This is a genomic window from Bacteroidota bacterium, assembly GCA_018698135.1.
In the GTDB taxonomy this organism is placed as follows: Bacteria; Bacteroidota; Bacteroidia; order CAILMK01; family JAAYUY01; genus JABINZ01.
In genome coordinates this window covers 1-25,279 of the sequence record JABINZ010000160.1, presented here as the reverse complement: position 1 = coordinate 25,279, position 25,279 = coordinate 1, and the positions used below count along the sequence as shown (strand labels likewise).

Sequence of the window (25,279 nt, the reverse complement as noted above, 5' to 3'; positions counted from 1 at the left end):
TTATTTGTGGGGAGTTTAGAAAAGAAATTATCCCATAAATATGTGCTTAAGGGCTCTTAGGTTCTTTTTATTTTGTGTTGGAAGTTTGTGCAATAGGTGCTATTGTCACATTATTTAGCAGTATTTCTTAAAGCGCCTACGTGTTACACTAAAAACTGATTATTTCTATTTATTATTATAATTATCTGGTCTTTTTTTAAAAAAAACCGGCTATTGCTAGCCGGTTGCTCACCGTTTTCAAATTAGAAAGGGACAGTTCCCCGTAGTATTATTTCAAAGGGGTATGGAATATTAACTGTAGCAGAATCTGCCCATTTCATGTCGTAAGCATATGCTTCTCTAAAAATTGTTTTATTAACACGAATCAGTGCTGCAAAATTTGACATTTTGTGTACATCATCTTTATATTTTATATCAAAATACAATACTTCTCCTTTGTTTGATAGAAATGAAATCACGGTGTCTTTACCCTGAATTACTTTATTGAAATTTTCACCATTTATCGTATAAGAAATTTTGTATTCTGATGAAAGCCCTTTGATAGCATAATCAACAGTTCGAGGATTTACATCTTTTTCACAAGAGCTAATTCCGGCAAAAAATGTTATCACTATTAAAATGGAGGTTATATGTTTTATCTTTTTCATAACAATTGATTTAAAGCGAATTTATAAGTTTACGATCATGTTAACAAAAAGTACACGACCAGGTTCATAAATACTTTGAGAGCTTCCAAGTGCTCTGCGGTTCAAATGTTCAAAGTATTCAGTATCTAAAATATTGTCAATCCCACCTGTGATTGTAAGAAATTTTGAGTACTTGTATACTAAACCAAAATCAAGTAAAGTAAAAGCAGGCGTTGCAGATTCTATAAAGGATTCGGATACTCGGTTTTGTGCAGCAACTATTCTTAGTCCGGCTTTTGGAATTAGCTTATTATTGAACATTTTGTATTTAACCAAAACATTGGCTTCAAATGGAGGGATTTCGTTTAAGGGATCATTTAATATTTTATCCAGTTTCAGGTAATTGCTTCCAAATGTTCCTTGTGTGTAGGATGCTATAACCTGGCCTCCTAATTTGAATTTGCTTGGTGTGGCATAAGAGAATTCAAAACCGGTAAAAGAAACCGGATCTTCGACATTGTAAAACTCTTTTACGCCAAGTACACCATTGGTATTTGCTAAAATTGGATTTCCATTATAGGTTGTAATTTCATGTGCAGAGATATAGTCAATTACATAGGAGTAAAATCCATTCACATAAAACCCACCAATGTCATCATTTTCATATTTAATATTTAAGTCAGCTTGATGATTGGCTTCAGGTTTTAAAGATGGATTGCCAATATAATCGTATGTATCAAAGCCAACAGGTAATAAAATAATGTATCGCTCTAACATATTTGGACTGCGTACACCACGACCAATTCCTAAACCTACGGAAAGGTTTTCGTTGAGATGTTTATTAATTCCTACACTAGCAGAGAAATTGGCATACTCACTATTTGTTTCCCCATTTTCCAGTTTAAGGATTTTACCATTTGGAGAGAATATTCGGATAGTGTCAGAACTGGCCTGATTATAATCGAAACGCATGGAAGATATGAACTCCCAACTATCCCATTTATTACTATACTCTACAAATACACCATTGTTTATTAAATTAGCATTTGCCCACAATGGTTCTACATAAATCAGAAAAGAACCTGCTGGAGTTGGAGGCATAGCATAGAAATTTTTTGTTCTGGTTCCAAACTTCTCAACAGTTTCAAAATCGGTTCCAATATACATATGACCTTCTCCAAGGTTTAATCCTATTTCAGCCCGGCCACCAATCACTGTAGGATCAATTGCTGAAACTGCAGCAACGGTGTCGCCAAATGACTTTTCCTTATTGTCCATAATATGGTCAACATAGCTTCTGTAGAGTTTTATTTTAATATCTTCAATATTGTCAGAAATCTTTTTAGCCGTATAATCCAAAGCCATTACTTGTGTATTATCTGAACGTTCGTCCATGGGTAAGGCTGCAAATTTCACATCTCGTCCATGTGATTCAATATATGAGAACATGATCTCATGATTCTTCCAGGGTCGAACAGCGATTTTACCATTGTAATTCCACTTGTGAAAACCAGAGCTGACTGCATCGCCTTTACCATCTAAATAGTCACCATAGCGCAGTTGTGCTCCTGCTAATGAGAAATATACTTTATCGGTACCGCCAAAAATTTGCAAATGTTCTTTATCTCCTCTCCAATTGGTTTCAAAACCCTTCACCGCTCGGGCATGAATTTCAAAGTCACCTGTTAAAGAAGGGCTTGGCTTTTTTGTTACCAGATTTACAATTCCTCCAAATGTGGGGCCGTATCTTAACACATAAGGGCCTTTAATAATTTCGATATTATCGATGTCTTCCATTTCGACATGGGCTGAAGTTGGATCCATACGGTTTGGGCAACCTCCTTCAATACGAATACCTCCATCCATGTGAATATTCAATTGGTCAAATTTGAATCCCCTAACCACTGGATCGATGTTGGAACCACCTTTTCGAATACCAGATATCCCAGGAAATAATCGTAAGTAATCACCAATATCACGGGTTGCTTCTTCCTCTATCATCGACTGTGTAAGTTTCATTTTTGCATGAGGCATGGTAGCAGCACCTTTAATTTCGATTTCAGTTGGGGATAATATAATGGGTCCTTTGTACAATGAAAAATTTACAACAAGATCTTTTCCTGAAACTGTTATGGTTTTTTCAAAATGCTTATATCCTAAATAGGAAGCAGTTATTTTATACGTACCTGGATTGACATTGGAAATTTTAAATTCTCCTTTAGAATTTGTTGCAGAACCAAAATAGCTTGGCGACAAAATTACATTGGCACCTCCAATTGCTTTTTGAGACTCTGAGCTAATAACAACTCCTTTTATATCAACCGATTGTTGTGCCAAACTAAGCTTAGGAATAAGGATGCAAATAATCACTAAAAAGCTGGCAACTGAGTAAATTTTAGATTTCATGTTATTTTATTTCGTACAGATAAATTTCGTTTATAGTCCTTTAGTCTATTTTTCGAATCAAATGTAACCAGATGTCATCATATTGAAAGTAGTGTAAAAAAATAAATGAATTATTTTGAAGGGAAATGCACAAAAGAGTGGTTTTTTAGATTAAGCGCATCATAATAGAATGGATGATTCAATGTGTTAGGCAAATAATGGAATAAGTGTCAAAAAGACTAAATGGAGGTAAAGAGAGATGATGTGCTGACTAAAACAAATTATAATATGAATTAATCAAAATGCATAATGGCCTTAATTTGTTTTTTAATTTAGATGAAATTCTAAATAACACTACGTGAATCACTAAAAGAGGATTTTTTCAGTTTACTATTATAAAAAATCAGCTTAAAACTCAAATTTCAAGCAAATTGTGTTTTAAAGCAAACTTGACCAATTCAACTGTATTTTTCAGTTGTAACTTTTGAAGGATATTGCTTTTATGCGTTTCGACTGTGCGCAAAGAAACAAAAAGTTTAGCAGCTACTTCTGTATTGCTTAAGCCTTCAATTACTAGTTTAAGCACTTCTTTTTCTCTTTTGGAAAGTGACTCATAATCGGGCAAATCGGTTTGATTGTTTTTTGCCTCGTTTAAGAAATGCTTTTGCATGGTTTGACTTACGGAATGACTAAAGTATTCATTTCCTTTTCGTACTTCATGAATTGCCTTTAATAACTCTTCTTTTGTTGTTTCCTCTTTAGGTAGATATCCATTTGCGCCAGCCCGAATGGCCTTGAATATATAATCCTCTTTGCTGTGCATGGAAAGAACAATAATGGCTGTTTCCTTATTAAATCCTCTAATTCTTTCAATGAGTTCAATTCCTGTTATACCCGGCATCGACAAGTCAACTATCAGCACATCTGGTTTCAAACTAAATGTTTTATCAATTGCTTCAATTCCATTGCTGGCTTCATCCACAATAGCTACTTCTTCTGAATTTTCAAACATTGACTTGATCCCATCCCTAAAAATAGGATGATCGTCAACCAGAATAACTGTTATCTTTTGCATATTTTTTTTCTAGAGGAATTCTTATTTTAATATTTGTTCCTTGTTTATTTGTGCTCTCAATTTCACAACTCCCATTCAATATTTCTGCTCTATCTCGAATATTATTTAATCCATTTCCTTTGGTATAATATCCTATGTCATAACTAAATCCTTTGCCATTGTCCTGAATAATCAAGGTAAGCTGTTCATTATTTCCCAATAGCTGAACATTTACCTCACTTGCATCAGCATGTTTTTGAATGTTGCTTAATGCTTCCTGGCAAATTCGATAGATATAGGTTTTTTGCTTGATGCTTATTAATTCAGATATTCCGTGAGATACAAAATCAACTTTGATGTTGGAATTGATTTTGAATTCATGACAAAGATTTTTGATGGATGTTATCAAACCCAATTCTTCAAGTGATATGGGCAATAGGTTGTTTGAAATACGTTTTGTTTCGTCTAAAGTTTTTTGAAAGATCGATCGTAAGTCTTCGATTCGAGTGGCTAAGTTTTTTGGGATTTTGATATATAATTCCTCAAGTCGGACTTTTAGTGCTAATAAGTATTGCCCCAAACCATCATGAATTTCTCTGGAAACCCTTTTTCTTTCAATTTCCTGTCCATCAATTTGGGCAGTCAGTTTCTTTTGCCTTTCTTCCTTTATTTGTTCTGCTTTCTTGGCCAATTCAATATGGTATTCCGTTTCTTTTGCCAATAATTGTGCACTTCGTTGCAAGCGGAATAATAAGAGCATTAATAAGGTTAAAATGCTGATAACAACACCTGATAATAAATAAACCTTGAAAGTGTTTTTTTTCACCGGTTCTAAGATTAGCGTATAGGGGACATTTGTGATAATAGTCCAAAGGTTATTATATATGGGTATTTTCTGATAAGTAGCCAGACAATAATTACTATGAGCAAAATCAATGTATCTGCCAGTTCCAGAATTATTTGCATGAAGCTCTTCAAAAAAAGCTCTCGACTCTTTCAAATATATTTCAGATTTTTCAGTAGAATAACCAGCAACTTTCTGGGTGATTTCAAGATCCTTCATGATATACCATGAATTCAAACCTAAATAATTTGAATCGTGATGTGCTAAAATCCTATTCGAATTGTCAATCATCCATAAATAAGCATTTTGACCAATGGTTACAGGATCAAGGTATTTTTTCGTGATTTTGTCAATGGAAATAACCCAACTAATTAAGCCTAGATATTCATTATCTCTGAAGATAGGTACTGAAATTACAAAAAACTGAAGGTTGTGATTATTGGTAATAACATCACTTACATAAGTTTCCCCCTGAGCAAATGTGTCGAATGGATATACATTTCCCAACCTTCTCAAATGTTTAGAATTTTCAAATAAATATTCAGGATAGCCTAATATAAATTCACCATTTTTGTCCTGCATTAATATGGCGTTTATATCATTTTGATGAATTTCATATAGGTTTCTGATGCAACAAAAAGAGGTGTCGTTTACATCATGTTTTGCTGAAAGGGCCTTTTCCTGAATCAATGGATTGACTGAAATAGTTAATAGATTATCACCAAATTTTGAGAAGAAACTTTCAATGTTCAAAGAAGAAATTTGTGTTATGGAACTCAATTGAGTTGACCATTGTTCGACTATACTTTCTTTGAATTTAGAATCTATTCGGTGTGCAATTATTGCTGTTATGACGATGATTCCAGATAAGCAAAGGATATAAATGAAGGTAAATGTATAGGCGCTTTTTTTTCTATTTCTGTTTGCTAACATTAGATTAACTAAAAGAGATTATGTATGTAAAAATACATAAAATAATTGATGGTCCGTAAAATTACCACTTATTAAAAAACTATTAATAACTTGGGAAAAATTAAATGACGTGAATATAATCAAATTTATTTCCGATTTTCCAGATGAAAATAGTTGTAGGGATCATTTTAGGAAGGTTCGAGAACACCAGGGTATAAGCTGTAAGAAATGTGGCAGCACCAAGCATTATTGGTTAAAAGGGAAATGGCAATGGCAGTGCTCAGAATGCCGATTTAGAACAGGCCTGCGAAGTGGAACGATGATGGAACATGCAAAATTACCGATAAGAAAATGGTACTTAGCCATGGCTTTTATGAGCTTCTCAAAGAAGGGCATATCTGCAACAGAAATGCAAAGGCAACTTGATCATAGTCGCTATGAATCCATTTGGTCAATGATGCATAAGATCCATCAAGCTATGGGGAAAAGGGATAGTCTCTATGAATTGGCTGGAATGCTTGAATTTGATGAAGGATATTTTGAGACAGAAACCAACAGCATGGTCAGAAAAAATTTAAAGCGAGGTCGTGGAAGCAAACGACAGGTTAATGTTGCTGTTATGGCTGAATCTATACCACTTGAAGATATTAAGACAGGAAAGCAATCAAAACATTGCAGGTATTTTAAGATGAAAGTTTTGGAAACTCATGCTTCCACTGAAATCGATGATGTTATAAAGGATAATATTAACGAGAAAAGCATTGTATTTAGTGACAAAAGCACCAGTTATGTTGATATTTCTAAATATGTTGAAATTCACATTACAGAAAAATCAACCAAAGAAACAACAACAAAGACTCTGCCCTGGGCTCATATAGCGATTAGCAATGCAAAACGCAACTTTTTGGGAATTTATCACAAGATTAGTGGCAAATACTTACAGCTATATTTAGATGAATTCTGCTATAAACTTAACAGAAGATACTTTGGAGATAAGCTATTTGATAGACTAACAATTGCTTTATCAAATAACAACTGGTATATTAACGGATGATCAAATAAAATAATAGAGTATTTCAGAAAGCTTGATAGATTGTCAATAGTCGTATTCTTTTTTGCTCGATGCTAAAACTTCAAATTTTTGTATTCTACCCTCAAACTGACCATAATACAGGCTACGTTTAAAAATCGACTTTAATCCAATAAAGTTTAAAGCATCCAAGTCCTGACTATAAATAACGGCTGTGTAACCTATGTATTTGGATTTAAGCATATTGCCTAATTTTTCATAATAATCACGGGGACTCATTCGTTGAATTTTATCAGAAGGAGGAGGGCATATTATCACCATTCCTTTATCCTGAATTGGGTTCACTTCATCAAAACGAGCTACGTCCAATTGGATTTTTGAAAATAATTTTGAATTCAAAATAATGGATTTACCGGCTTTTATCAATGATGGTTGTTCATCATATCCATATATTCGTTTGGAAAATGGTCGAATAGCAGCATGTGCATCTTCCACCACCTTGTTCCATACACTTTTATCGAAATCTTTCCATTCCATAAATGCAAAATGATCCCGACTAATGTTAGGAGCAATATTGTTGGCAATTAAAGACGCTTCAATAGGTATGGTTCCTATATTACACATTGGATCGATGAAGTAGCTGTCTTTTTTCCAACCAGATATAAGAATAAGTCCGGCAGCAAAAGCTTCGTTCAAATAGCGTTGTTGTTGATCTTGCTTATAGCCTCTGTGGTTCAATGGTTGACCAGAAGTGTCTAAGGAAATAGTGCAACTTTCTTTATAAATATGCACATGTATCCGAAAGTCAGGATTGCTTAACTCGATAGTTGGAATGGTGTTTTTCGCCTTCTTGAAATAGCTATTAATACCTTCTTTTACTTTGGATACAGCTATGCGTGGATGCTGAATAGTGGATTCAATCAGTGTGCAATCGATTACGTAGGTGTCTCTAACCGATAAATAGCTACTCCAATTAATCTCTTGTATTTTATGGTATAAACCCTGATCATTTGAAAATTTGAATCGGGAAATGGGTTTCAATATTTTTGTAGCAGTTCGTAGCCATAAATTGGCTTTGTACATTAATTCGGTATCAGCTGAAAAGCTAACAGAATGCTTTTTTGCTTGTACATTTTGAGCGCCTATTTGCTCAAGTTCTCTGGCCAAAACCGATTCCAGACCATTAAATGTTCTGGCGCTTAAACTGAAGGTCTTAGAAATCAAACTCAATGATTTGTCGTTTTGTTAAAATAGAATACAAATATATAGTTTCTGCGGCTAAACAGGCTTATTGCATGAAACAAATGGTCTATATACCAAATGAGCAACCCAAAGTTGGTGCGAGCTTGTAGCTCGTACCTCCACTAATATTCATTCAATCCAAATATTGTAACTTTGATTACATGAGCAGAAAATACAAAATGTATAATCCAGAAGGGATTTATTTTATATCCTTTGCTACAATAAATTGGATTGATATTTTCATACGTGAAGACTATTTCAATATTATTACTGATAGTCTGAATTACTGCACAGACAATAAAGGATTAATTGTTTATGCCTATTGCATTATGCCCAGTCACATTCATTTAATTTTCCGAGACAACAATAATAATCCCTCAAAGCTAATTAAGGAGTTTAAAACATTTACCTCAAAACAAATGAGAAAAGAAATTGATGGGAATGAACAAGAAAGCAGAAGGAAATGGATATTACAAATGATGAGAGATGCAGGAATGAAAAATAGTAATGTTCAAGATTTTCAATTCTGGCAACAACATAAGCAACCAATTGAACTTTGGAGCAATCATGTTCTTGAACAAAAATTAGATTATGTACACAATAACCCAGTTGTAGCAGGATTTGTGGATGAACCTCATCATTGGAAATATAGTAGTGCAAGAGACTATGTAGGCATTTCAGGTAATGTAAAAATCTGCTTGTTAGAATAAGATGTAGTTAATGGTACGAGCTACAAGCTCGCACCAACAAGGGGGGCAAGCTCGCACCAACAAATCCGTAATTCCAAAATTCTACTTCCAATCCGGCAACCTACCTGGCGTATTTGGAGCCTTTAGTTTTTCCAAGTCTGTTTCAAGTGCTTTATATTGTACCAATAATTTTTTCATTTTGTCGTAAACGATATCAAACTCTTCCTTTGCTGCTTGATAACTATCATAATGTGTTTGAGTTGGTTTGTCATTGGTTTTCCAAAGTTCCCATGTAATGGTTCCTAAGCGGCCATTAATGGATTGAGGAACAGGTGCATTGCGCTCTGTACGAATTTTATCGCCTGTTAATGCTTTTGTGATTACTTTATTTTCCAATTCAATTGTTCTTGCCTTTTGCAATAAAGCAACATTAGGTTGATCAACTAGTTTTAATGCTTGTTGAGCTAATCGACTATTTTTATCCAAGTTGTTAGAAAATTCGATGCTTGCTGAAACAACTCGTCTTAGTTCGCTGATTTTTTGTGTAAAGCTTAAAAGTTCAGCTCTATCTACTGCATTAATTTCAGCATCATGCAAAAACTTGCTAGTAAATTTTACAGCTTCAAACAAAGCTGTTGTTTTGCCATCTTCAACCAAATCAAGTTGAACACTATATTCGCCTGGCAATGTTAGCAAGCCACCTTCCTGCTCATTTTTCGAATTCAATCGGGCAGTCCCGTTGCTTGCATAGCGTAAATCCCATGTAATTCTTTGCAATCCTTTGCTCGCGTTTGCATGTAGTCTTCTGATAATATTACCGCTTGCATCTTTTATCGTAAATAGTAGATAGGCTGCTTTTTCAAGTGATTCTGCTTCCAATTCTTCAAAACTTGGATAAGGTGGTTTTTCCCCATTCTTGATGGCTTCTTTTTCCTTCTCCTTACGAACTTGTTTTTTTGTTTTCGGACTTTCTTTTAAATAATAAGTAAAAGTTGCTCCAAAATCTGGGTTTTTAGCCGTATAAAATGCATCACCCTGAGATCCTTTTTCACTTCCCAAAGGTCTCTCGTGTACAAACATCAAAGCATCTTTGATTGGAAAGATGATGGCTGGTTTTTCAAATGATTCATCATTTAAATTTCGCAATGCTGAGTAGTTGTCGAGAATATAAAAACTGCGTCCAAAAGTACCCAGTACTAAATCACTTTCTCTTTGCTGAATGGCAATATCGCGAACAGCTATTGTTGGTAAACCAGATTTTAATTGTATCCATTTTTTGCCTTCATTATAACTGAAGTAAACTCCATATTCGGTTCCAATAAACAAAAGGTTTTTGTCTTTGTGATCTTGAACTATTGTATAAACAACATCAGGCTCTTCCAGATTGCTGCTAATGTTTGTCCAACTTTTTCCTTTGTCGGAGCTTTTCAGAATATACGGTTTGAAATCAGCCATTTTGTGATTGTCGAAAGTGGCAAAAACCACATTTTCATCAAACAGAGATGGCGTAATACAACTCACATAACTGAATTCTGGAACTCCGTGAAAATTTTTATAGCGTTTCCAATTTTGACCACCATCAAGCGAAACATTGATTAAACCATCATCTGTTCCAACATAAAGCAAGCCTTCTTTCTTAGGACTTTCAGCCAGAGAAACAATATTACCATAAATAGAGGTTGATGCATTTTTCGCCACAGCATCAATAGGCCAAACCTTACCCATTATTTCCAATTTATCACGATCTGTTTGACGTGTTAAATCAGGACTGATAATTTGCCAGGTATTGCCTTTGTCATCACTTTTAAAAAGTTTGTTGGCCGCAAAATAAAGTCTCTTATGTGCATGTGGACTTATAATTAATGGAGCATCCCAATTCCATCGATAGGGTTCTTCGTTTTTCTTTTCTATGGGCTTAATTCCAATCGATTCACCACTTTTTCTGTTGTAACGTACCAACCAGCCATACTGACTTTGAGAATACACAATATCCGGATCAATAGGATCGATGACCGTTTCAAAACCATCGCCACCTTTTGTTAAATACCAATCGGCATTGGTAATACCCGAAATACTGGTGGTTTGTGATGGTCCTCCTTGAGTGCTATTGTCTTGGGTTCCACCATAAACATAATAAAATGGCATTGTATTGTCAACCGAAACTCGGTAGAACTGAGTTATGGGTAAATTTGCCTTGTACTCCCAACTTTGTGCAAAATCAACAGTTTCATAAATGCCACCATCTCCACCAATAAGAATATGGTTGGTATTATTTGGATTAATCCAAAAAGCATGATCATCTACATGACGATTTTTATTTCCTAAGCGTTTGAAACTATTTCCTCCATCTTCTGTATAGCTTGTATACGTATCTAGGATGTAAACTTTATCTGCATCAACAGGATCGCAGAAAATCTCATTGTAATATTGTGCGCTTGCGGTATTGTATTTATAGGTTTTTGTCCAGGATTCACCTCTATCAGTAGACTTATAAAATCCTCCATTATCTTCCGCTGCTTCAATAATCGCATATAAATAATCTGGATTCACAGGCGAAATAGCTAAACCAATTCGGCCAATATCACCTGCTGGAATTCCTTTTGAGAGTTTGCGCCAATTTTTCCCACCATCTGTGCTTTTATGAATGGCACCTTCAGGACCGCCATTTATTAATGTCCACGTATGACGTCTTCTTTGGTAGGAAGCTGCATACAAAACATCTGGATTTCTTGGATCCATCACCACATCAGTCACACCTGTATTTTCACTGATGGTTAAAACAGCATCCCATGTTGTACCACCATCTATACTTTTGTACAGTCCACGATCTCCACCTGGACCCCAAAGTGGTCCTTGTGCGGCAACATAAATTATATTTGATTTATTTGGATGAACAATGATTTTTGCAATATGTTCAGATTTTTTCAAACCCATATTGGTCCAGCTTTGTCCGCCATCCAGACTTTTATAAATACCATCGCCCCAGCTAACAGAGCGCTGACTATTGTTCTCTCCACTACCAACCCAAACAGTATGTGGATTATTGGGATCGATGGTTACACAACCAATGCTGAATGATTTCTCACTATCGAAAATAGGTTTCCAGGTGGTTCCTGAGTTCTGCGTTTTCCATACGCCACCGCATGCCACCGCCACATAATATTCATGGATATTGTTTGGATTTACAGCAAAGTCTGTTATTCTACCTGACATCAAAGCAGGGCCGATACTCCTGAATTTTAATCCAGAAAAAGTGGATGATTTCATCAGGTCTTTGTCTTCATCTTTTTGAGAGAAGGTTAAAGCAGGCAATAAAATACAAAGAGCAAGTAGAATGATATATTTTTTCATTGTAAAGAATTAAAGTTTTAATATGCCAATAATTTTTTGATTCATGAATTTGCCACCGGGATAACGATCGGTATAATCAAAATTTAACCAAATATAACCATCTTCATCTTCATGGAAAAAGATGTCTTTGCCTTCTGTTTCGAACAATTGCCTGATAAGCAGGTTGTATTTTACCAAATCCTGTTTGTGGCAGATTTTTACTTCGGGATATAAGTGGCCTACCGTACGAACTATTCTGGCTTCACCACCTACAGCCATTATGCAACTAGCCATAACTATTGAATGATCGTCACAATCGCCAGATAAATGCATGATACTTTCACGTGCAGATGCATAATAATCTGAATTAACCGGGTCGTAAACATATTGCCATCTCTGATTGATATCCTTGAAAATGGAGAAATAGCGAATTACCTTTCCATATCTCCGGTATAAATTGGGATCATTGAAATGCTTAAGCGAAAGCACAACAGCAAAATTTCGGACAACGGGGTTTTCTGCTTGAATGGCAGCCCTGATTTTAATCCCATTTCTGAATGAGGCTGATTCAGGCACGAAAGGAACTTTTATGGGCTCCTCCTTTAAATAGATTACCAACGATTTATAATCCTTATAAATATCTGAAAAACTGTATTTGTGCAGAAATAAATTAAAAGTCAAATAAACGATTATCATGATAACAATTCCGGCTACAAATTTTTTAAGTAGTTTTACTAATAAGCGGATCAGAAAAAAAATAACTATAAATGTAAGAACCTGATCCAGCCGTATTACATATTTGTCGGCTATAACAAACTTGATGGAAGGAATGAATTTATAGATTATTATAAATAGTGGAATTACAATAAGGAGTGTTGCTACCCATGTTGAGATTGCATAGATGATATTTTGCTGATAACTTGATTGTTTTTCAGGCTCTTTAGTCTGGGCAGGAGTGAATTCGATGCCTGTAGGGTTATTTTCTGTATTCATTGTGGATACAGATTTTATGGATTAATGAGATACTTCCCTTGTCCATCAATTCGTATGGTTGGAAGAAGCTTATTCTTCATAAAGTAGGAATAAGCTGGTTGCAATTCTGTCCAAAAAGAATAATGTGGGTTGTTTTTATTTTCATTCATGTTTTCATCTGTCATTTTAAATGGAAGCATAAACACCCTAATTTTATCTTGTCCATTATCTTTGGCCTCAATGGCTAATAAATAAAGTTCTTTAATAATATTGTCAGTAAGCGGTATGCATCCTATTGTTACACAATTACCATGAATAAATATATCGCCTCCAGGTGTGGCTTTATTTCCTCGTATTTTATCAGATGCATTGGGATAGTTTACGCCCAATGAAATATAAAAATTACTGGCAGGATTAAAGCGATCAATTTTATAAAAACCTTCTGGCACTTGCAAATCTCCTTGCTTACGTTTGGGCCCTAAATCACCCGATGGGCTACAGATATCATAAGAAACCAGTAGTATAAATTCTTTTTTCTCTTTTGGCCTAACCCATACTTCAACAATCTGCTCTGCTTTATAAGTCATGATAAAGAGCTCATAATGAAATTGTTTGATGCCTTTTTTCTTGAGTAAATTGTCTATATAATCGTATTTGTCATTATAGGCTTGTCGTACTCGGGCATACTTTTTTTGCTGATCCCCAAAGCCACTTCCTTGTGAGAACACAGGAATTGAAAATAAAGAAAGTAAGATAATTACAACAGTTGTTTTGACTAATGTTTTCATGTGTTTTGCTTTACTGGCATGATCATTTCATAGCTGTTTCGATTATTTATTATATTAAAACGTGCAACTTTTATAATTAAATATACGTCAATTTGACAACTACAATATTTTGTAATTTGCACATCTGAAATAATGAAGCAACAAGGCCAATTTACATATTTATTAATAAAAAGAGTATTATGAGATTCAAAACATTTTCAATTTTACTGACCCTAGTTATTTTAGTGGGATTAAATAGCACTTCATTTGCTCAAAATGAAAAAGAAGTGAAGTTATCAAACTTAGTTGATTCCATTAGTTACATCATTGGTCACGATTTGGGCCAAAACTTCTACAAGCAAAACATCGAAATTAATCCTCAGCTCTTAGTAGATGCTATAATTATTGGGATGAACAAACAAGCTTCTTTGTTTGATGCCGATCAAAGTAATAAAATCCTGACTGAGTATGTAGCTGATTTGCGCGTTAAGAAAGCAGGAAGTATGAAGAAAGATGGTGTTCTGTTTTTGGAAGCAAATAAAGATAAAGCAGGTGTAAAAACAACCTCTTCTGGATTGCAATATATTGTATTGCGAGAAGGTAGTGGAGCAAAACCAGCTGCTGCAGATCAGGTAATGGTACATTATAGTGGAACATTGATCGATGGAACGAAATTCGATTCTTCCTATGATAGAGGCGAACCCATCACCTTTCCACTTGCTGGTGTAATTAAAGGATGGACCGAAGGCTTGCAATTGATGAAGGAAGGAGCAAAATACAAGTTCTTTATTTCACCTGAATTAGGCTATGGAGATCAAGGTGCAGGAACATCAATACCCGGTGGTGCAGTATTAATATTTGATGTTGAATTAATAAAAGTCATTAAAGATAGTCCTGATTCTGAAAAATAAATCAAACAGGCAGGAGTCTTAATCTGATGATTTTAATATCTTTGCGCCCTCAGAATTAAATAAATAATCAAAAATAATGAAAAAATTAACGTACTTACTTAGCCTTGTAATCCTCGTGCTGTTTGTTTTCACAAGCTGTAAAGATGGATTGAAATTTGGATCAAAAGATTTTGAACCAGAAAATAATGTAGATTCTATTAGCTATTCCATAGGAATGGATATTGCCAAGAATTTTATCGAACAAGAATATGAAATCAATGCAGATGCAATGGCTGCTGGTTACAAAGAATATATTGAAGAAAATGCTTTCTTTACAGATGAAGAAAAAGATGCTGTATTAATGGCCTGGCAACAGGAAATGCAACTAAAAAGCAGTCAAAAACAACAAGAAAAAGCATTGATTGATGCTGAACCAAATAAGAAATTAGGTGCCGAGTTTATGGCAGAAAATAAGAAGAAAGAAGGTGTTATGGAAACTCAATCAGGTCTTCAGTATAAAGTGATTAGAGAGGGAAGTGGTGCCAAACCAATGGCAACAGATGTTGTTACCATTCATTATCGTGGAAAATTATTAGATGGAACTATTTTCGATGAGTCTTATAACAGAAACGAACCTCTTGTAACTCCTTTAAACAGAGTTGTTCCAGGATGGACCGAAGGTGTTATGTTAATGAGCCCAGGTGCTAAATACGAATTGTATATTCCATCCGATTTAGCTTATGGTGATCAAGGCGCTGGTGAAGTAATTCCTCCGGGAGCCACACTTATTTTTGAAGTAGAATTAATATCATTTGAAACACTGGATGCTCCAGCACAATAAAATAATTTTTGAATCGAAATCCCGGTTATTATACTGGGATTTTTTTTAACTGAATAAACATGAAAAAGTACATCTTTTTAGCATTAAGCTTATTTTTCGCCTTATCCTTTAGTTTGCAAGCGCAAAGTCTCAAGAAAGTCAAAATTGAAAACATGGAGGATTCCATTAGTTATGCAATTGGAATGGATATAGCTGATAATTTTGAAAAGCAGAAAATTGCTGTAAATCCATTGATTTTAGCAAAAGCTATGCTTGATTTTAAAGAAAAGAGCACTGTTTTTACTGCAGAACAGAAGAATGAAGTACTCATGGTATTCCAGCAAAAATTACAAGAAGAACAACAAGGTAAAACAAGTGGTATGTCAGAAGAAAATAAAAAAATAGGAGCAGCTTTTTTAGAAGCTAACAAAAGCAAAGAAGGTGTGAAAGTTACCCCCTCAGGACTTCAATATAAAGTCATCAGAAAAGGAGAAGGCCCTAGCCCAAGTGCTACCGATATGGTTACTGTTCATTACAGAGGTAAATTACTTGATGGGACAACTTTTGATGCATCCTACGATAGAGGCGAACCCATTGAGTTTGGGTTGAATCAGGTGATCCCAGGTTGGACAGAAGGTGTACAATTAATGAATGCAGGAAGTAAATATGAATTTTATATTCCTTCAGAATTAGCTTATGGCGAAAGAGGTGCTGGTGAAGTTATCCCGGCAGGAGCAACATTGATTTTTGAAGTTGAATTGATTTCATTCAAGCCAGGTGGTTCTGACTGGAAAATCGAAGAATAGAGAATAATTATCAATAGATATTATCCCGACTCAAAAGGTTGGGATTTTTTTTTGTTTATTTTCAAATTAAGTTTTATATCAACACCCAAACGAATCCATCTGCCAGGCATTTCTAATCCGCCAAACTCATAATATGTTATCCCAAATAAATTACTTGCTTCTACATAGAAGCGTGTTTTTTCAGTATTATAGGATATTCGGCTATCAAATAAAGTATGCGCTTCATAGCCAATTCTGTCTTCAAACCTGATTTTCCAACTTTGATGTAATTTAGGCGTAATATGATAAAAAACTGAAGCAATTAACTGATGTTGGAGATAATCTAAAACATTTTTCGAAAGGTATTCAGATGTAAGCTGATTCGCATCCAAATACGTATAATTAATATATACGCCTTGTAAAAAGGTGTTTTTATTAAAAATTTTCTGAGGGAACAATTTGAGCTCTGCTTCTAAACCGGTAGTATTCACCCTAGTTAAATTCACAACCTTCCAGGCAAGTGTATCACTTTTTCGAACCCAATCAATAAGATTTGTTGCATTCTGTCTGAATCCTGTTATTGAAAAACTATATTTTTCTTTTTTGTATCTGTATCCAAGTTCGAAGGAAGTGGCTTCCTCAGCTTTCAAATCTGCATTTCCAATGTTTGCTGGAGAATTATAGTATAGTTCAGTGAAACTAGGTGTGCGATACGTTTTTCCCATATTTGCAAATATTTCTGCAAAAGCACCGAGTTGATATCCTGCATCAATCCCAGGGAATATTGAAAAGTCATTGCTTGAATTCCAGTTAGCATAGGCACCTGGTGAAACGACAAGTTTTTTAAAAATAAACTTATGTTCAACAAATAATCCCAAATTAGTTCTGTTATGATTTCCAAGACTGGAGCTATAAATGTATTCTGATCTTGAATCACCACCGACTGATGTTTTCCCTATTTGTGATGAAAATTCAGCATTGAAATCAGCTCCAAATATATGTGTTGTGTGTTGATTCATGTAAAATGAGGGAGTGTCTCTCTTCAATAAAAACTCATCTTGATTGTTGCGATAATACAATTTTGGTTCAAAATGAATTTTGCCCTTTCCCTTCCAAGCTAAATTTATAAAAGATGTTTTAGTGTGTTCCCATTGCCATGGAAATAAATTTGTATAAAATCCATTTGCACCGAAGCTCTTATCGACATAACCCATATTTACATTAAAAACATTATTAAGCGTTGCTTGATAAAACAATTGATGATTTCTGAAATCGGTATTTAATTTATATCCTGCTGATCCAGAGGTTGAATAAGTCAGATTTTGATGGTATTTATTTATAGGAAAAGAGAGCGATAAGCTTTCCTTGTTGTATTTGTGTTCACCTATTGCTGTCGAAATGTGAATACTTTTTCTGTCAGAAGTTTTTGTAATTATATTGATTGCACCTGCAAAAGCATTTTGACCATAAACTCGGGCTCCAGGGCCTTTTAAAATTTCAATTCTTTCAATTTGATCAAGTGGAATGGGTAGATTCATATTATGATGAGCCGTTTGAGGATCACTAACTTTTACTCCATTTAGCAGAATTAGTGTTTGTTCAAAACTTCCTCCACGAATTGAAATATCTGATTGAACTCCATAAATACCTCTTTGTCGGATGTCAATTCCTGCAAAGTACTCTAACACATCTTCCAAATTTTGAACAGGCATTTGAGCAATATCATTTTTTGTAATAATGATCACGCTTTTGAATGTTTCGCTCATTGTGCTTTTTACACGACTGGTGCTGATATCTATTTCATCAAGCTCATAGGTTTTAGCCTTTTGGCCAATACTTGAGAAACTATACAATAGTATTAAAAGAAGCAGAATTGCTTCTTTAGCAAATAAATTTTTCATGTAAGTATTAAATCTTATTCAGGCAATAAATACTCTTTCAGTCCTGTTTCCCAATGATTGAATACATTCAGATTGTATTGCTTTAAAAGGCTATTTTCCAGTACTGAATAATCAGGTCGATTTACTTTGGAAGGAAATTCATCCTGACTGGCAACTTGAAGGTTAATTTTTGTGCCGGTTATTTCAAATATTTCTCGTGCAAACTGATACCAGGAACACATGCATTCTGCTGTAGCATGAGCAAGACCATAAACATCAGGATGCTTGATCTTAACAATTTGTCTGGCTAATTCAGCCGTATTTGTAGGAGTAAGTATCTCATCATCGACTACACGAATTTCATCTCGTTCTTTTGCCAGCTTTAGCATAAGCTGAACGAAATTCAAACCACCTTTAGCTCGGCATGGGCTTTTGCCATAAAGGCCGGAAGTTCGTAGAATCATATATTTTTCAGCTATTGATTCAATATAATGTTCACCAGAAAGCTTTGTATTTCCATAAACATTTAATGGTTTTGCCAAATCAGTTTCAAGATAGGGTACATTCTGATTTCCATTAAAAACATAATCGGTACTAATGTGCACCAAATATATATCCTGGTCGTTACAGGCCATGGCTAAATTTCGAGCACCCATGGAGTTAACCTGATAGGCTCTCAGTGCGTTTTGCTCACACTTTTCTACATTATGATAAGCCGCTGTATTAACAACTAAATCAGGCTTAATAAGCTTGAAAATACTGTTCACAGAATCAATATCGTAAATTTCAACATCACAATGATTGATTCCTGACACATCATCTCCTGCCAGCTTAAATTCTTTTATAATATCAGATCCTAACTGGCCATTTGCTCCTATAACTGCAACTTTCATCTTTTCTTTTTAAATACTACCCTGATTTTCTTTTAAACTTCTAAATACATTGATATTGTAAAAATTAGGGTTCGCAAAGTCCTTAAAATAATCCAGATTACTAATCAAATCTGCAACAATGCTTTTCACATCGTGATTTGGTTTATAGCTGAGAATATTCATTGCTTTTTCAAAACTGACTTTGTAATTTCTGAAATCCTGGATGTTTTTAATATTCAAGTGAATGGTTTTATCCATTTTTTCTTCCACAACCTCTTTCACCAGATCGGCTACTTCACCTACTGTGTAGTTTCCAGAAGCAATGTTAAAGACACCTGAAATATCATAATTTGCTTCAACAGCACGAATGTAAGCACTGGTTGCATCTTTGATACTTAAAATTGGTCTCCAAATAGAAGGATTATTGACTGTAATTTCATTTTTTTCCAGAGCCGATTTAAACATGGTATTCACGATCAGGTCGAGACGCATTCTTGGGCTGAATCCTGAAACAGTTCCCTGACGGAAGGCGACTACACTGAAATTTTCATCTTGCATTTGCAATACAGAATGTTCACCTTGAAGTTTAGAAATACCATAAGGGTAATTAGAAATAGCAGGAGAGCTTTCATCATACAATTCATTTACAGTATAACCATAAACGGAACATGAACCTGCATAAATGAATCGCTTAACACCGGCAACTTTTGCAATATAGCCGAGGTAAGCAGGTGCCGATGCATTTTGTATGAAATTATCTTTGGGTGAAAACTCAGCCATTGGATCGTTGGATAATCCCGCAAGGAATATGACCTGATCAAATCCAACTAAATCTTTATCGGTTAGATCAAAAATATTTTTCTTGAGAACATTAATGCTTTTTGGCAGGTGATTACCAAACCATAGCAGGTCAAGTACTGTAACATCGTATCCACGTTCCGCTAATTTGGGAACCATCACTGAGCCTATAAAGCCAGCTCCTCCGGCAACAAGAATTTTCATTTTTTAATATTTAAAATAGTCAGAATTAGAAGTGTTAAGCCATTGGTCGAGTGTTTGAGCAATTTCATCTTTTCCGGATAACTGGGGCTCTTTTACAGGCCATTCGATTCCTATAGCAGGATCGTTCCACAAAATACCGGATTCGGCTTTATTATTATAAACACCTGTTGTCAGGTATTGAATTTCTGCAAAATCGGATAGCACGCAAAAACCACGAGCAAATCCTGCTGGAGCAAAAACTTGTTTCTTATCTTTTGCATTGACTGTAACGCCAACCCATTTTCCTAAAGTAGGCGATCCTTTACGAATGTCAACAGCAACTAAAAAAGCTTCTCCAAAAGTTACACGCATGAGTTTTCCCATAGGTGGCTCCCATTGAAAATGGATGCCGCGTAGCACATTTTTAGCTGATCGGGAGTGGTTCAATTGGACAAATTGATGAGGCAATCCCAATTCTTTAAATTGATCGGCACGATAGATTTCTGTAAAGAAACCTCTTTCGTCTTCGAATACTTCAGGCACAACAATTTTTACATCTTCAATTGCTGTTTGTTCGATTTTAAGTTGCATTTCGACTAAATGGATTTAAGAATTAAAACAAACTTACAAAATCTTTAAATAGTGTCGCATCCTTATCTTTATCAGAAAGGATAGGGTCGTAATAACTCCAGCTAATTTTGAGATCAGGGTCATTCCAACGGATGGATCCTTCCGCTTCTTTATTGTATAATTCAGTACATTTATAGGAAAGAATAGTGTCGTTTTCTAAGGTTAAAAAACCATGAGCAAAGCCTGGTGGTATCCAATATTGAAGTTTGTTGTCTTCAGATAAAATAACAGAATGCCATTGACCATATGTTTCGGAATCTTTTCGAATATCTACTGCCACATCAAAAACACATCCACTTAATACACGAATTAGTTTTCCTTGAGCAAAAGGCGGATTTTGAAAATGTAAACCCCTCAAAACTCCTCTTTTCGATTTTGACTGATTATCCTGAACAAAGTTCATTGCAATGCCATTTTCCTGATAGGCTTGTTCATTATAGGATTCATAAAAATAGCCTCTTTCGTCTTCAAATACCTTTGGCTTAATAATGAGCAAGCCTTCTATTTCTGTTTTAATGATTTCCATGTTCGATATGTTAATTTATGGATTAATACAAATGTCGATATTTTGTGTTTGACAAACGGAAATTATAAAGATTTATTCACAATTAAAATACGAAACGGCTTTTTTCGTTGAGTTTTTGTAAGCGATTTCTAATTCAATTATTAATAGTAACTTTTGCGTTAATATGTACTCATTCTAAATCAAAAAATCACATCTCATGAAAAGCTATCTACCATTATTGTTATTATCATTCGGTCTGTTTTTATCATCTTGCGGAGGTAAGGGTAAAATTAGTATTAAGAATACAAATTTTGTTGATGAAATAAGTTTGAATCAAAACCTATATTTTGAATTCAATCAGGATATTGTGGAAGACTCCATAATAAATATTTGGGATTCAACTGCCTACCTTACTTTTAAACCTGAAGTAGTTGGTCGCTTTATGTGGGAGTCTCCAAATAGTTTGATGTTCGCCCCAAACAATCCTTTCAAAGCAAGTACAGATTATGAAGTTGTCATTAATAAAGCCATTAAAAAGGTTAGTAAAGAGGCAAAGAAAATATCCAAAGAGGCGATTAAATTTCATACACCTTATTTGGGATTGAGCTCATCAGATTCATATTGGGCTTTAAGCGATGATGGAAAAAGAGATATATTGTTGAGGATAGGTTTGAATTTTAATTATGATATTGAGCCAGCTCAGCTTCAGGAATTATTGGAATTAGAAATCAAAGGCGAAGTTGTTGATTTTTTAATTTTAACAAAAGAAGCTTCTGTAAAAGTGGATATTGCAGTTAAGGCATCTTCCTTTGAAAAAAACTCGGCTAATTCGGTGAACCTGACAATTAAAAAAGGTTTGAAACTGAAAGACCATGATTACACTACAGACAAATCAATAACGCAAACGGTAAGTATACCGCCTAAAGATAAATTGCAGGTTTTAAGCATGAATTCCTTTTTCGAAGATGGTAAAGGCTCGCTGAATGTATTGTTTAGTCAGCCGATAATAAGCACCGATTTAAAGCAATTTATTAAGATTAAGCCATCGATTTCGTATGAAGTTGAAATGTTGCCAAATGGATTTACGATAAAAGGAGATTTTCTGGAAGGCGAATCCTATATTGTAACCATCTCTGCTGCTATAGAAGGTGTTTTTGATAAAGAAATGGGCAAGGACTATTCAGAAACAATAAATTTTGGATCCCCCGAACCTCACATTGAATTTGCAGATCAGGGCAACATTTATCTTTCGCCCAAAGGAAATAAAAACATTGCTGTCCGAATTATCAGTGTTCCGAAAGTTAAACTCACAGTTTATAAAATATTTGAAAATAATATTTTGCATTATTTGAGAGAAGGCAAAGGTTGGGATGATTATTATGAGAATGAGCGTTGGTATGAGTATTATGGTTACGAGCCTAATTCGAATTATGGACAGGAAATATTTTCAAAAGAAATCAATACAAAATCTTTACAGCGCAGCGGGAATGTTTCCTTGCTAAATATAAAACTGGATGAATTCGATTATAATAATTCTCTGAAAGGACTTTATCTGGTTAAAATTGAATCAGCCGACAAGCGGTGGCTGAAAGATATGCAGATGGTTTCTGTTTCTGATATTGGATTGATGGTTAAAGAGGGTTTGGATGAGATTTTTGTTTTTGCCAATTCCTTAAAAGATGCCAAGCCTATTTCAGGAATGGAAGTGCGCTTTATCAGTACGAATAATCAAAATGTGTATACGGCTACAACCGATAATAATGGGGTGGCAGTTCTCGATAATCTGAAATCAAAAATTGATGGTTATTCCATTGCCATGATTACCGCACAGCAAGGAAATGATTTTAATTTCCTTTCCATGAATCAATGTCGACTTGAAATGTCGAGATATGATGTAGGCGGGAAAATTACAGCTAATTTGGATTATGATGTTTTTGTATATGGAGATCGCAATCTTTACCGTCCGGGAGATTCTGTTTTTATCAATACGGTTGTTCGAAATATGCAATGGCAGATTGAAAAATCGATTCCTTTAAAAGTGAAGGTAATATTGCCAAATGGCAGGCAATATTTGAGTTTTAAAAAAGAAGTAAACCTACAAGGAGCGAGTGAAATTGCTTTTTCATTGCCTCAGGCAAGTATGACAGGTATGTATTCGCTGGAAGTTTATGGAGGAAATGATGTGCTATTAAATACCTATCGTTTTAGTGTGGAAGAGTTTATGCCTGATCGAATTCGTGTTGAAGCAAAACTGGATAAGAAGGAATACAAACCAAGCGATAATTTTCAGGTAGCTGTAAAGGCAACCAATCTTTTTGGACCACCAGCAGCAAATAGAAATGTAGAGGTTGAACTTAATCTGTCAAAAAAATATTTTTATCCCAAAGGATATGAAGACTATACATTTAATGTTAAAACTGATAACACCATTTATTTCGATCAAACAGTGAATGAGACCGTAACTGATGCAAATGGTGAAGCAGTGGTTGACTTTGATTTACCAACTTCAACCGGTATAGGTGTGATTAGTGGAAAAGTGTATACAACTGTTTTTGATGAAACAGGTAGACCTGTTAATCGAATATCTTCTTTTGACTTGTTTACTCAAAACACTTTTTATGGTATTCAGAATTTTGATTATTGGGTTAGCACACGAAAGCCGATTAAAATTAACCTGATTGCTTTGAACAAAGAAGGGCAAATGCTGAAAAGTTCAGAAGCAGAAGTGGTGATCAAGCGCTATTATTGGGAAACAGTAATGGAAAAGAGTGGTAGAAGGTTGTATTACAATTCCCAAAAACGCGAACAAGTTGTTCTCAGTAAAAAGATCCAAATTAAGGGAAAAAGTTCTTACCTGAATTTTTCACCAGCCAATTCTGGAGAATATGAAATCCGGGTTATGTCAAGCAATGGACAAGGATATGTTTATCGCAAGTTTTTCGCCTACGGCTGGGCAGATACTGAGTATACCTCTTTTGAAGTAAGTAAAGAAGGCGAAATATCTATAGAAAAAGATAAGGAATCCTATTTGAAAGGGGAAAAAGCAGAACTATTATTCAAATCTCCTTTTGAAGGCAAATTGATAGTAACAGTTGAAAGAGCTGGAATCATGGATTATTATCACCTGGATACTAAAAACAAGGCTGCTAAATTAACACTGCCGCTTACCAACGAACATATTCCCAATGTTTATATTACAGCTACAGCTTTAAAACGAATTGACGACAGAGATATTTTCTTGACCATTGCTCATGGAGTAACCAATTTAGTAGTAGAGGATAAGTCAAATTTACTTGATGTAGCTATTACAGCTGTTGAGAAATCAAGATCTAAAGCCAAGCAAAAGATTACCGTCAAAACCAAGCCTGGTGCAGAAGTAACCATCGCCATTGTGGATGAAGGTATTTTGCAAATGACCAATTACCACTCACCTAATCCATATGAGTTTTTCTATCAACGAAGGGCTTTGGAAGTCAATTCTTACGACTTATACAAATACTTATATCCTGAAGTTGGTCAAAGTTCAAGCTCAGCGGGAGATGTAAGTCTGGATTTATCAAAACGGGTAAATCCATTAACCAATAAACGAGTAAAGTTACTATCGCTATGGAGTGGACAGCTAAAAGCAAACTCAAAAGGAGAATGCACATTCGAAGCCTGGCTTCCTAAGTTCTCGGGTGCTGTTCGAATAATGGCAGTTGCTTATAAGGACAATCAGTTTGGATCGGCTGAAAAAGAAATGAAAGTTGCCGATCCAATTGTAATAAGTTCAGCTTTACCGCGCATATTGAGTCCGGGTGATAAGCTTGTCTTCCCCATTACATTAACGAATACAACAACAAAATCAACAAAAGCGAAAGTAACTATTAGTGTTAATGGGCCTGTAAAAATTGATGGAGATATAACTCAAAGCATACAATTGAATGCAAATAGCGAGGGGCTGCTGGCTTTCCAATTAATAGCTGATAAGGCAATTGGAAATGCAGAAATAAAAGTAAAAGTTAGCGCCCTGAATGAGCATTTTTCTGATGAAACAAATGTCCCTGTTCGTCCAGCTGCAGGTTT

The 25,279-nt window shown here is 34.9% G+C and carries 19 protein-coding genes; 6 read left to right on the top strand and 13 right to left on the bottom strand.

Annotation, left to right across the window (positions count from 1 at the left end; translation table 11 throughout):
• Positions 1 to 242: 242 nt before the first annotated feature.
• The 4 genes from HOG71_10430 to HOG71_10415 all read right to left on the bottom strand — a co-directional run bounded on the left by HOG71_10430 (position 243) and on the right by HOG71_10415 (position 5,842).
• The gene (locus HOG71_10430; GenBank protein ID MBT5991254.1) at positions 243 to 647 is read right to left on the bottom strand and encodes a hypothetical protein; all 405 of its coding nucleotides are present in this window, start codon (positions 645 to 647) and stop codon (positions 243 to 245) included.
• Positions 648 to 668: 21 nt separating this feature from the next.
• Positions 669 to 3,032 (bottom strand): TonB-dependent receptor, encoded by a 2,364-nt coding sequence (locus HOG71_10425; GenBank protein ID MBT5991253.1) that lies wholly within the window; start codon positions 3,030 to 3,032, stop codon positions 669 to 671.
• Between the two features lie 394 nt (positions 3,033 to 3,426).
• Positions 3,427 to 4,086, bottom strand: a complete 660-nt coding sequence (locus tag HOG71_10420) for a response regulator transcription factor (protein MBT5991252.1) — start codon at positions 4,084 to 4,086, stop codon at positions 3,427 to 3,429.
• Positions 4,058 to 5,842, bottom strand: a complete 1,785-nt coding sequence (locus HOG71_10415) for a hypothetical protein (GenBank protein ID MBT5991251.1) — start codon at positions 5,840 to 5,842, stop codon at positions 4,058 to 4,060. The genes HOG71_10420 and HOG71_10415 overlap by 29 nt, the downstream gene beginning before the upstream one ends.
• A gap of 109 nt (positions 5,843 to 5,951) precedes the next feature.
• On the opposite strand from HOG71_10415, the gene HOG71_10410 reads away from it, so the two are divergent.
• Positions 5,952 to 6,875 (top strand): IS1595 family transposase, encoded by a 924-nt coding sequence (locus HOG71_10410; protein MBT5991250.1) that lies wholly within the window; start codon positions 5,952 to 5,954, stop codon positions 6,873 to 6,875.
• 42 nt (positions 6,876 to 6,917) lie between these two features.
• Here the strand turns inward: HOG71_10410 and HOG71_10405 are convergent, their stop codons facing one another.
• Positions 6,918 to 8,075 carry a hypothetical protein gene (locus HOG71_10405; GenBank protein ID MBT5991249.1) on the bottom strand — a complete coding sequence of 386 codons (1,158 nt, stop codon included), beginning with the start codon at positions 8,073 to 8,075 and terminating at the stop codon, positions 6,918 to 6,920.
• 179 nt (positions 8,076 to 8,254) lie between these two features.
• Between HOG71_10405 and HOG71_10400 the strand changes: the two genes are divergently transcribed.
• Complete coding sequence (locus HOG71_10400) at positions 8,255 to 8,803, top strand: transposase (protein MBT5991248.1); 549 nt, start codon at positions 8,255 to 8,257, stop codon at positions 8,801 to 8,803.
• Positions 8,804 to 8,884: 81 nt separating this feature from the next.
• Here HOG71_10400 and HOG71_10395 read toward each other — a convergent pair whose 3' ends face one another.
• From HOG71_10395 to HOG71_10385, 3 genes are read right to left on the bottom strand one after another with little or no spacing between them, the layout of a single operon-like run.
• Positions 8,885 to 12,133: a glycosyl hydrolase gene (locus HOG71_10395; protein MBT5991247.1), complete on the bottom strand. Its 3,249-nt coding sequence runs from the start codon at positions 12,131 to 12,133 to the stop codon at positions 8,885 to 8,887.
• A gap of 9 nt (positions 12,134 to 12,142) precedes the next feature.
• Complete coding sequence (locus HOG71_10390; protein MBT5991246.1) at positions 12,143 to 13,105, bottom strand: transglutaminase; 963 nt, start codon at positions 13,103 to 13,105, stop codon at positions 12,143 to 12,145.
• A gap of 14 nt (positions 13,106 to 13,119) precedes the next feature.
• A complete protein-coding gene (locus tag HOG71_10385) occupies positions 13,120 to 13,872 on the bottom strand; it encodes a L,D-transpeptidase family protein (protein MBT5991245.1) in 753 nt (250 codons plus the stop codon).
• A 179-nt stretch (positions 13,873 to 14,051) separates the two neighbouring features.
• Between HOG71_10385 and HOG71_10380 the strand changes: the two genes are divergently transcribed.
• From HOG71_10380 to HOG71_10370, 3 genes are all read left to right on the top strand, one after another.
• Entirely contained in the window at positions 14,052 to 14,762 is a 711-nt protein-coding gene (locus tag HOG71_10380; GenBank protein ID MBT5991244.1) for an FKBP-type peptidyl-prolyl cis-trans isomerase, read from the top strand.
• A 76-nt stretch (positions 14,763 to 14,838) separates the two neighbouring features.
• Positions 14,839 to 15,582, top strand: a complete 744-nt coding sequence (locus HOG71_10375) for an FKBP-type peptidyl-prolyl cis-trans isomerase (GenBank protein MBT5991243.1) — start codon at positions 14,839 to 14,841, stop codon at positions 15,580 to 15,582.
• A gap of 59 nt (positions 15,583 to 15,641) precedes the next feature.
• On the top strand, positions 15,642 to 16,367 hold the full coding sequence (locus HOG71_10370; GenBank protein MBT5991242.1) for an FKBP-type peptidyl-prolyl cis-trans isomerase: 726 nt from the start codon (positions 15,642 to 15,644) through the stop codon (positions 16,365 to 16,367).
• Positions 16,368 to 16,387: 20 nt separating this feature from the next.
• On the opposite strand, the gene HOG71_10365 is transcribed toward HOG71_10370, so the two are convergent.
• Genes HOG71_10365 through rfbC (HOG71_10345) form a run of 5 tightly spaced genes read right to left on the bottom strand, consistent with a single transcriptional unit; the run spans position 16,388 to position 21,235 of the window.
• Complete coding sequence (locus HOG71_10365) at positions 16,388 to 18,247, bottom strand: TonB-dependent receptor (protein MBT5991241.1); 1,860 nt, start codon at positions 18,245 to 18,247, stop codon at positions 16,388 to 16,390.
• 14 nt (positions 18,248 to 18,261) lie between these two features.
• On the bottom strand, positions 18,262 to 19,119 hold the full coding sequence (rfbD, locus tag HOG71_10360) for a dTDP-4-dehydrorhamnose reductase (protein MBT5991240.1): 858 nt from the start codon (positions 19,117 to 19,119) through the stop codon (positions 18,262 to 18,264).
• A gap of 9 nt (positions 19,120 to 19,128) precedes the next feature.
• A complete protein-coding gene (locus HOG71_10355) occupies positions 19,129 to 20,100 on the bottom strand; it encodes an SDR family oxidoreductase (GenBank protein ID MBT5991239.1) in 972 nt (323 codons plus the stop codon).
• Positions 20,101 to 20,103: 3 nt separating this feature from the next.
• Entirely contained in the window at positions 20,104 to 20,670 is a 567-nt protein-coding gene (gene rfbC, locus HOG71_10350; GenBank protein ID MBT5991238.1) for a dTDP-4-dehydrorhamnose 3,5-epimerase, read from the bottom strand.
• A 22-nt stretch (positions 20,671 to 20,692) separates the two neighbouring features.
• Positions 20,693 to 21,235: a dTDP-4-dehydrorhamnose 3,5-epimerase gene (rfbC, locus tag HOG71_10345; protein MBT5991237.1), complete on the bottom strand. Its 543-nt coding sequence runs from the start codon at positions 21,233 to 21,235 to the stop codon at positions 20,693 to 20,695.
• A gap of 196 nt (positions 21,236 to 21,431) precedes the next feature.
• Here rfbC (HOG71_10345) and HOG71_10340 point away from each other — a divergent pair.
• On the top strand, positions 21,432 to 25,279 hold a 3,848-nt coding region (locus HOG71_10340; protein ID MBT5991236.1), incomplete at its 3' end, for an alpha-2-macroglobulin family protein.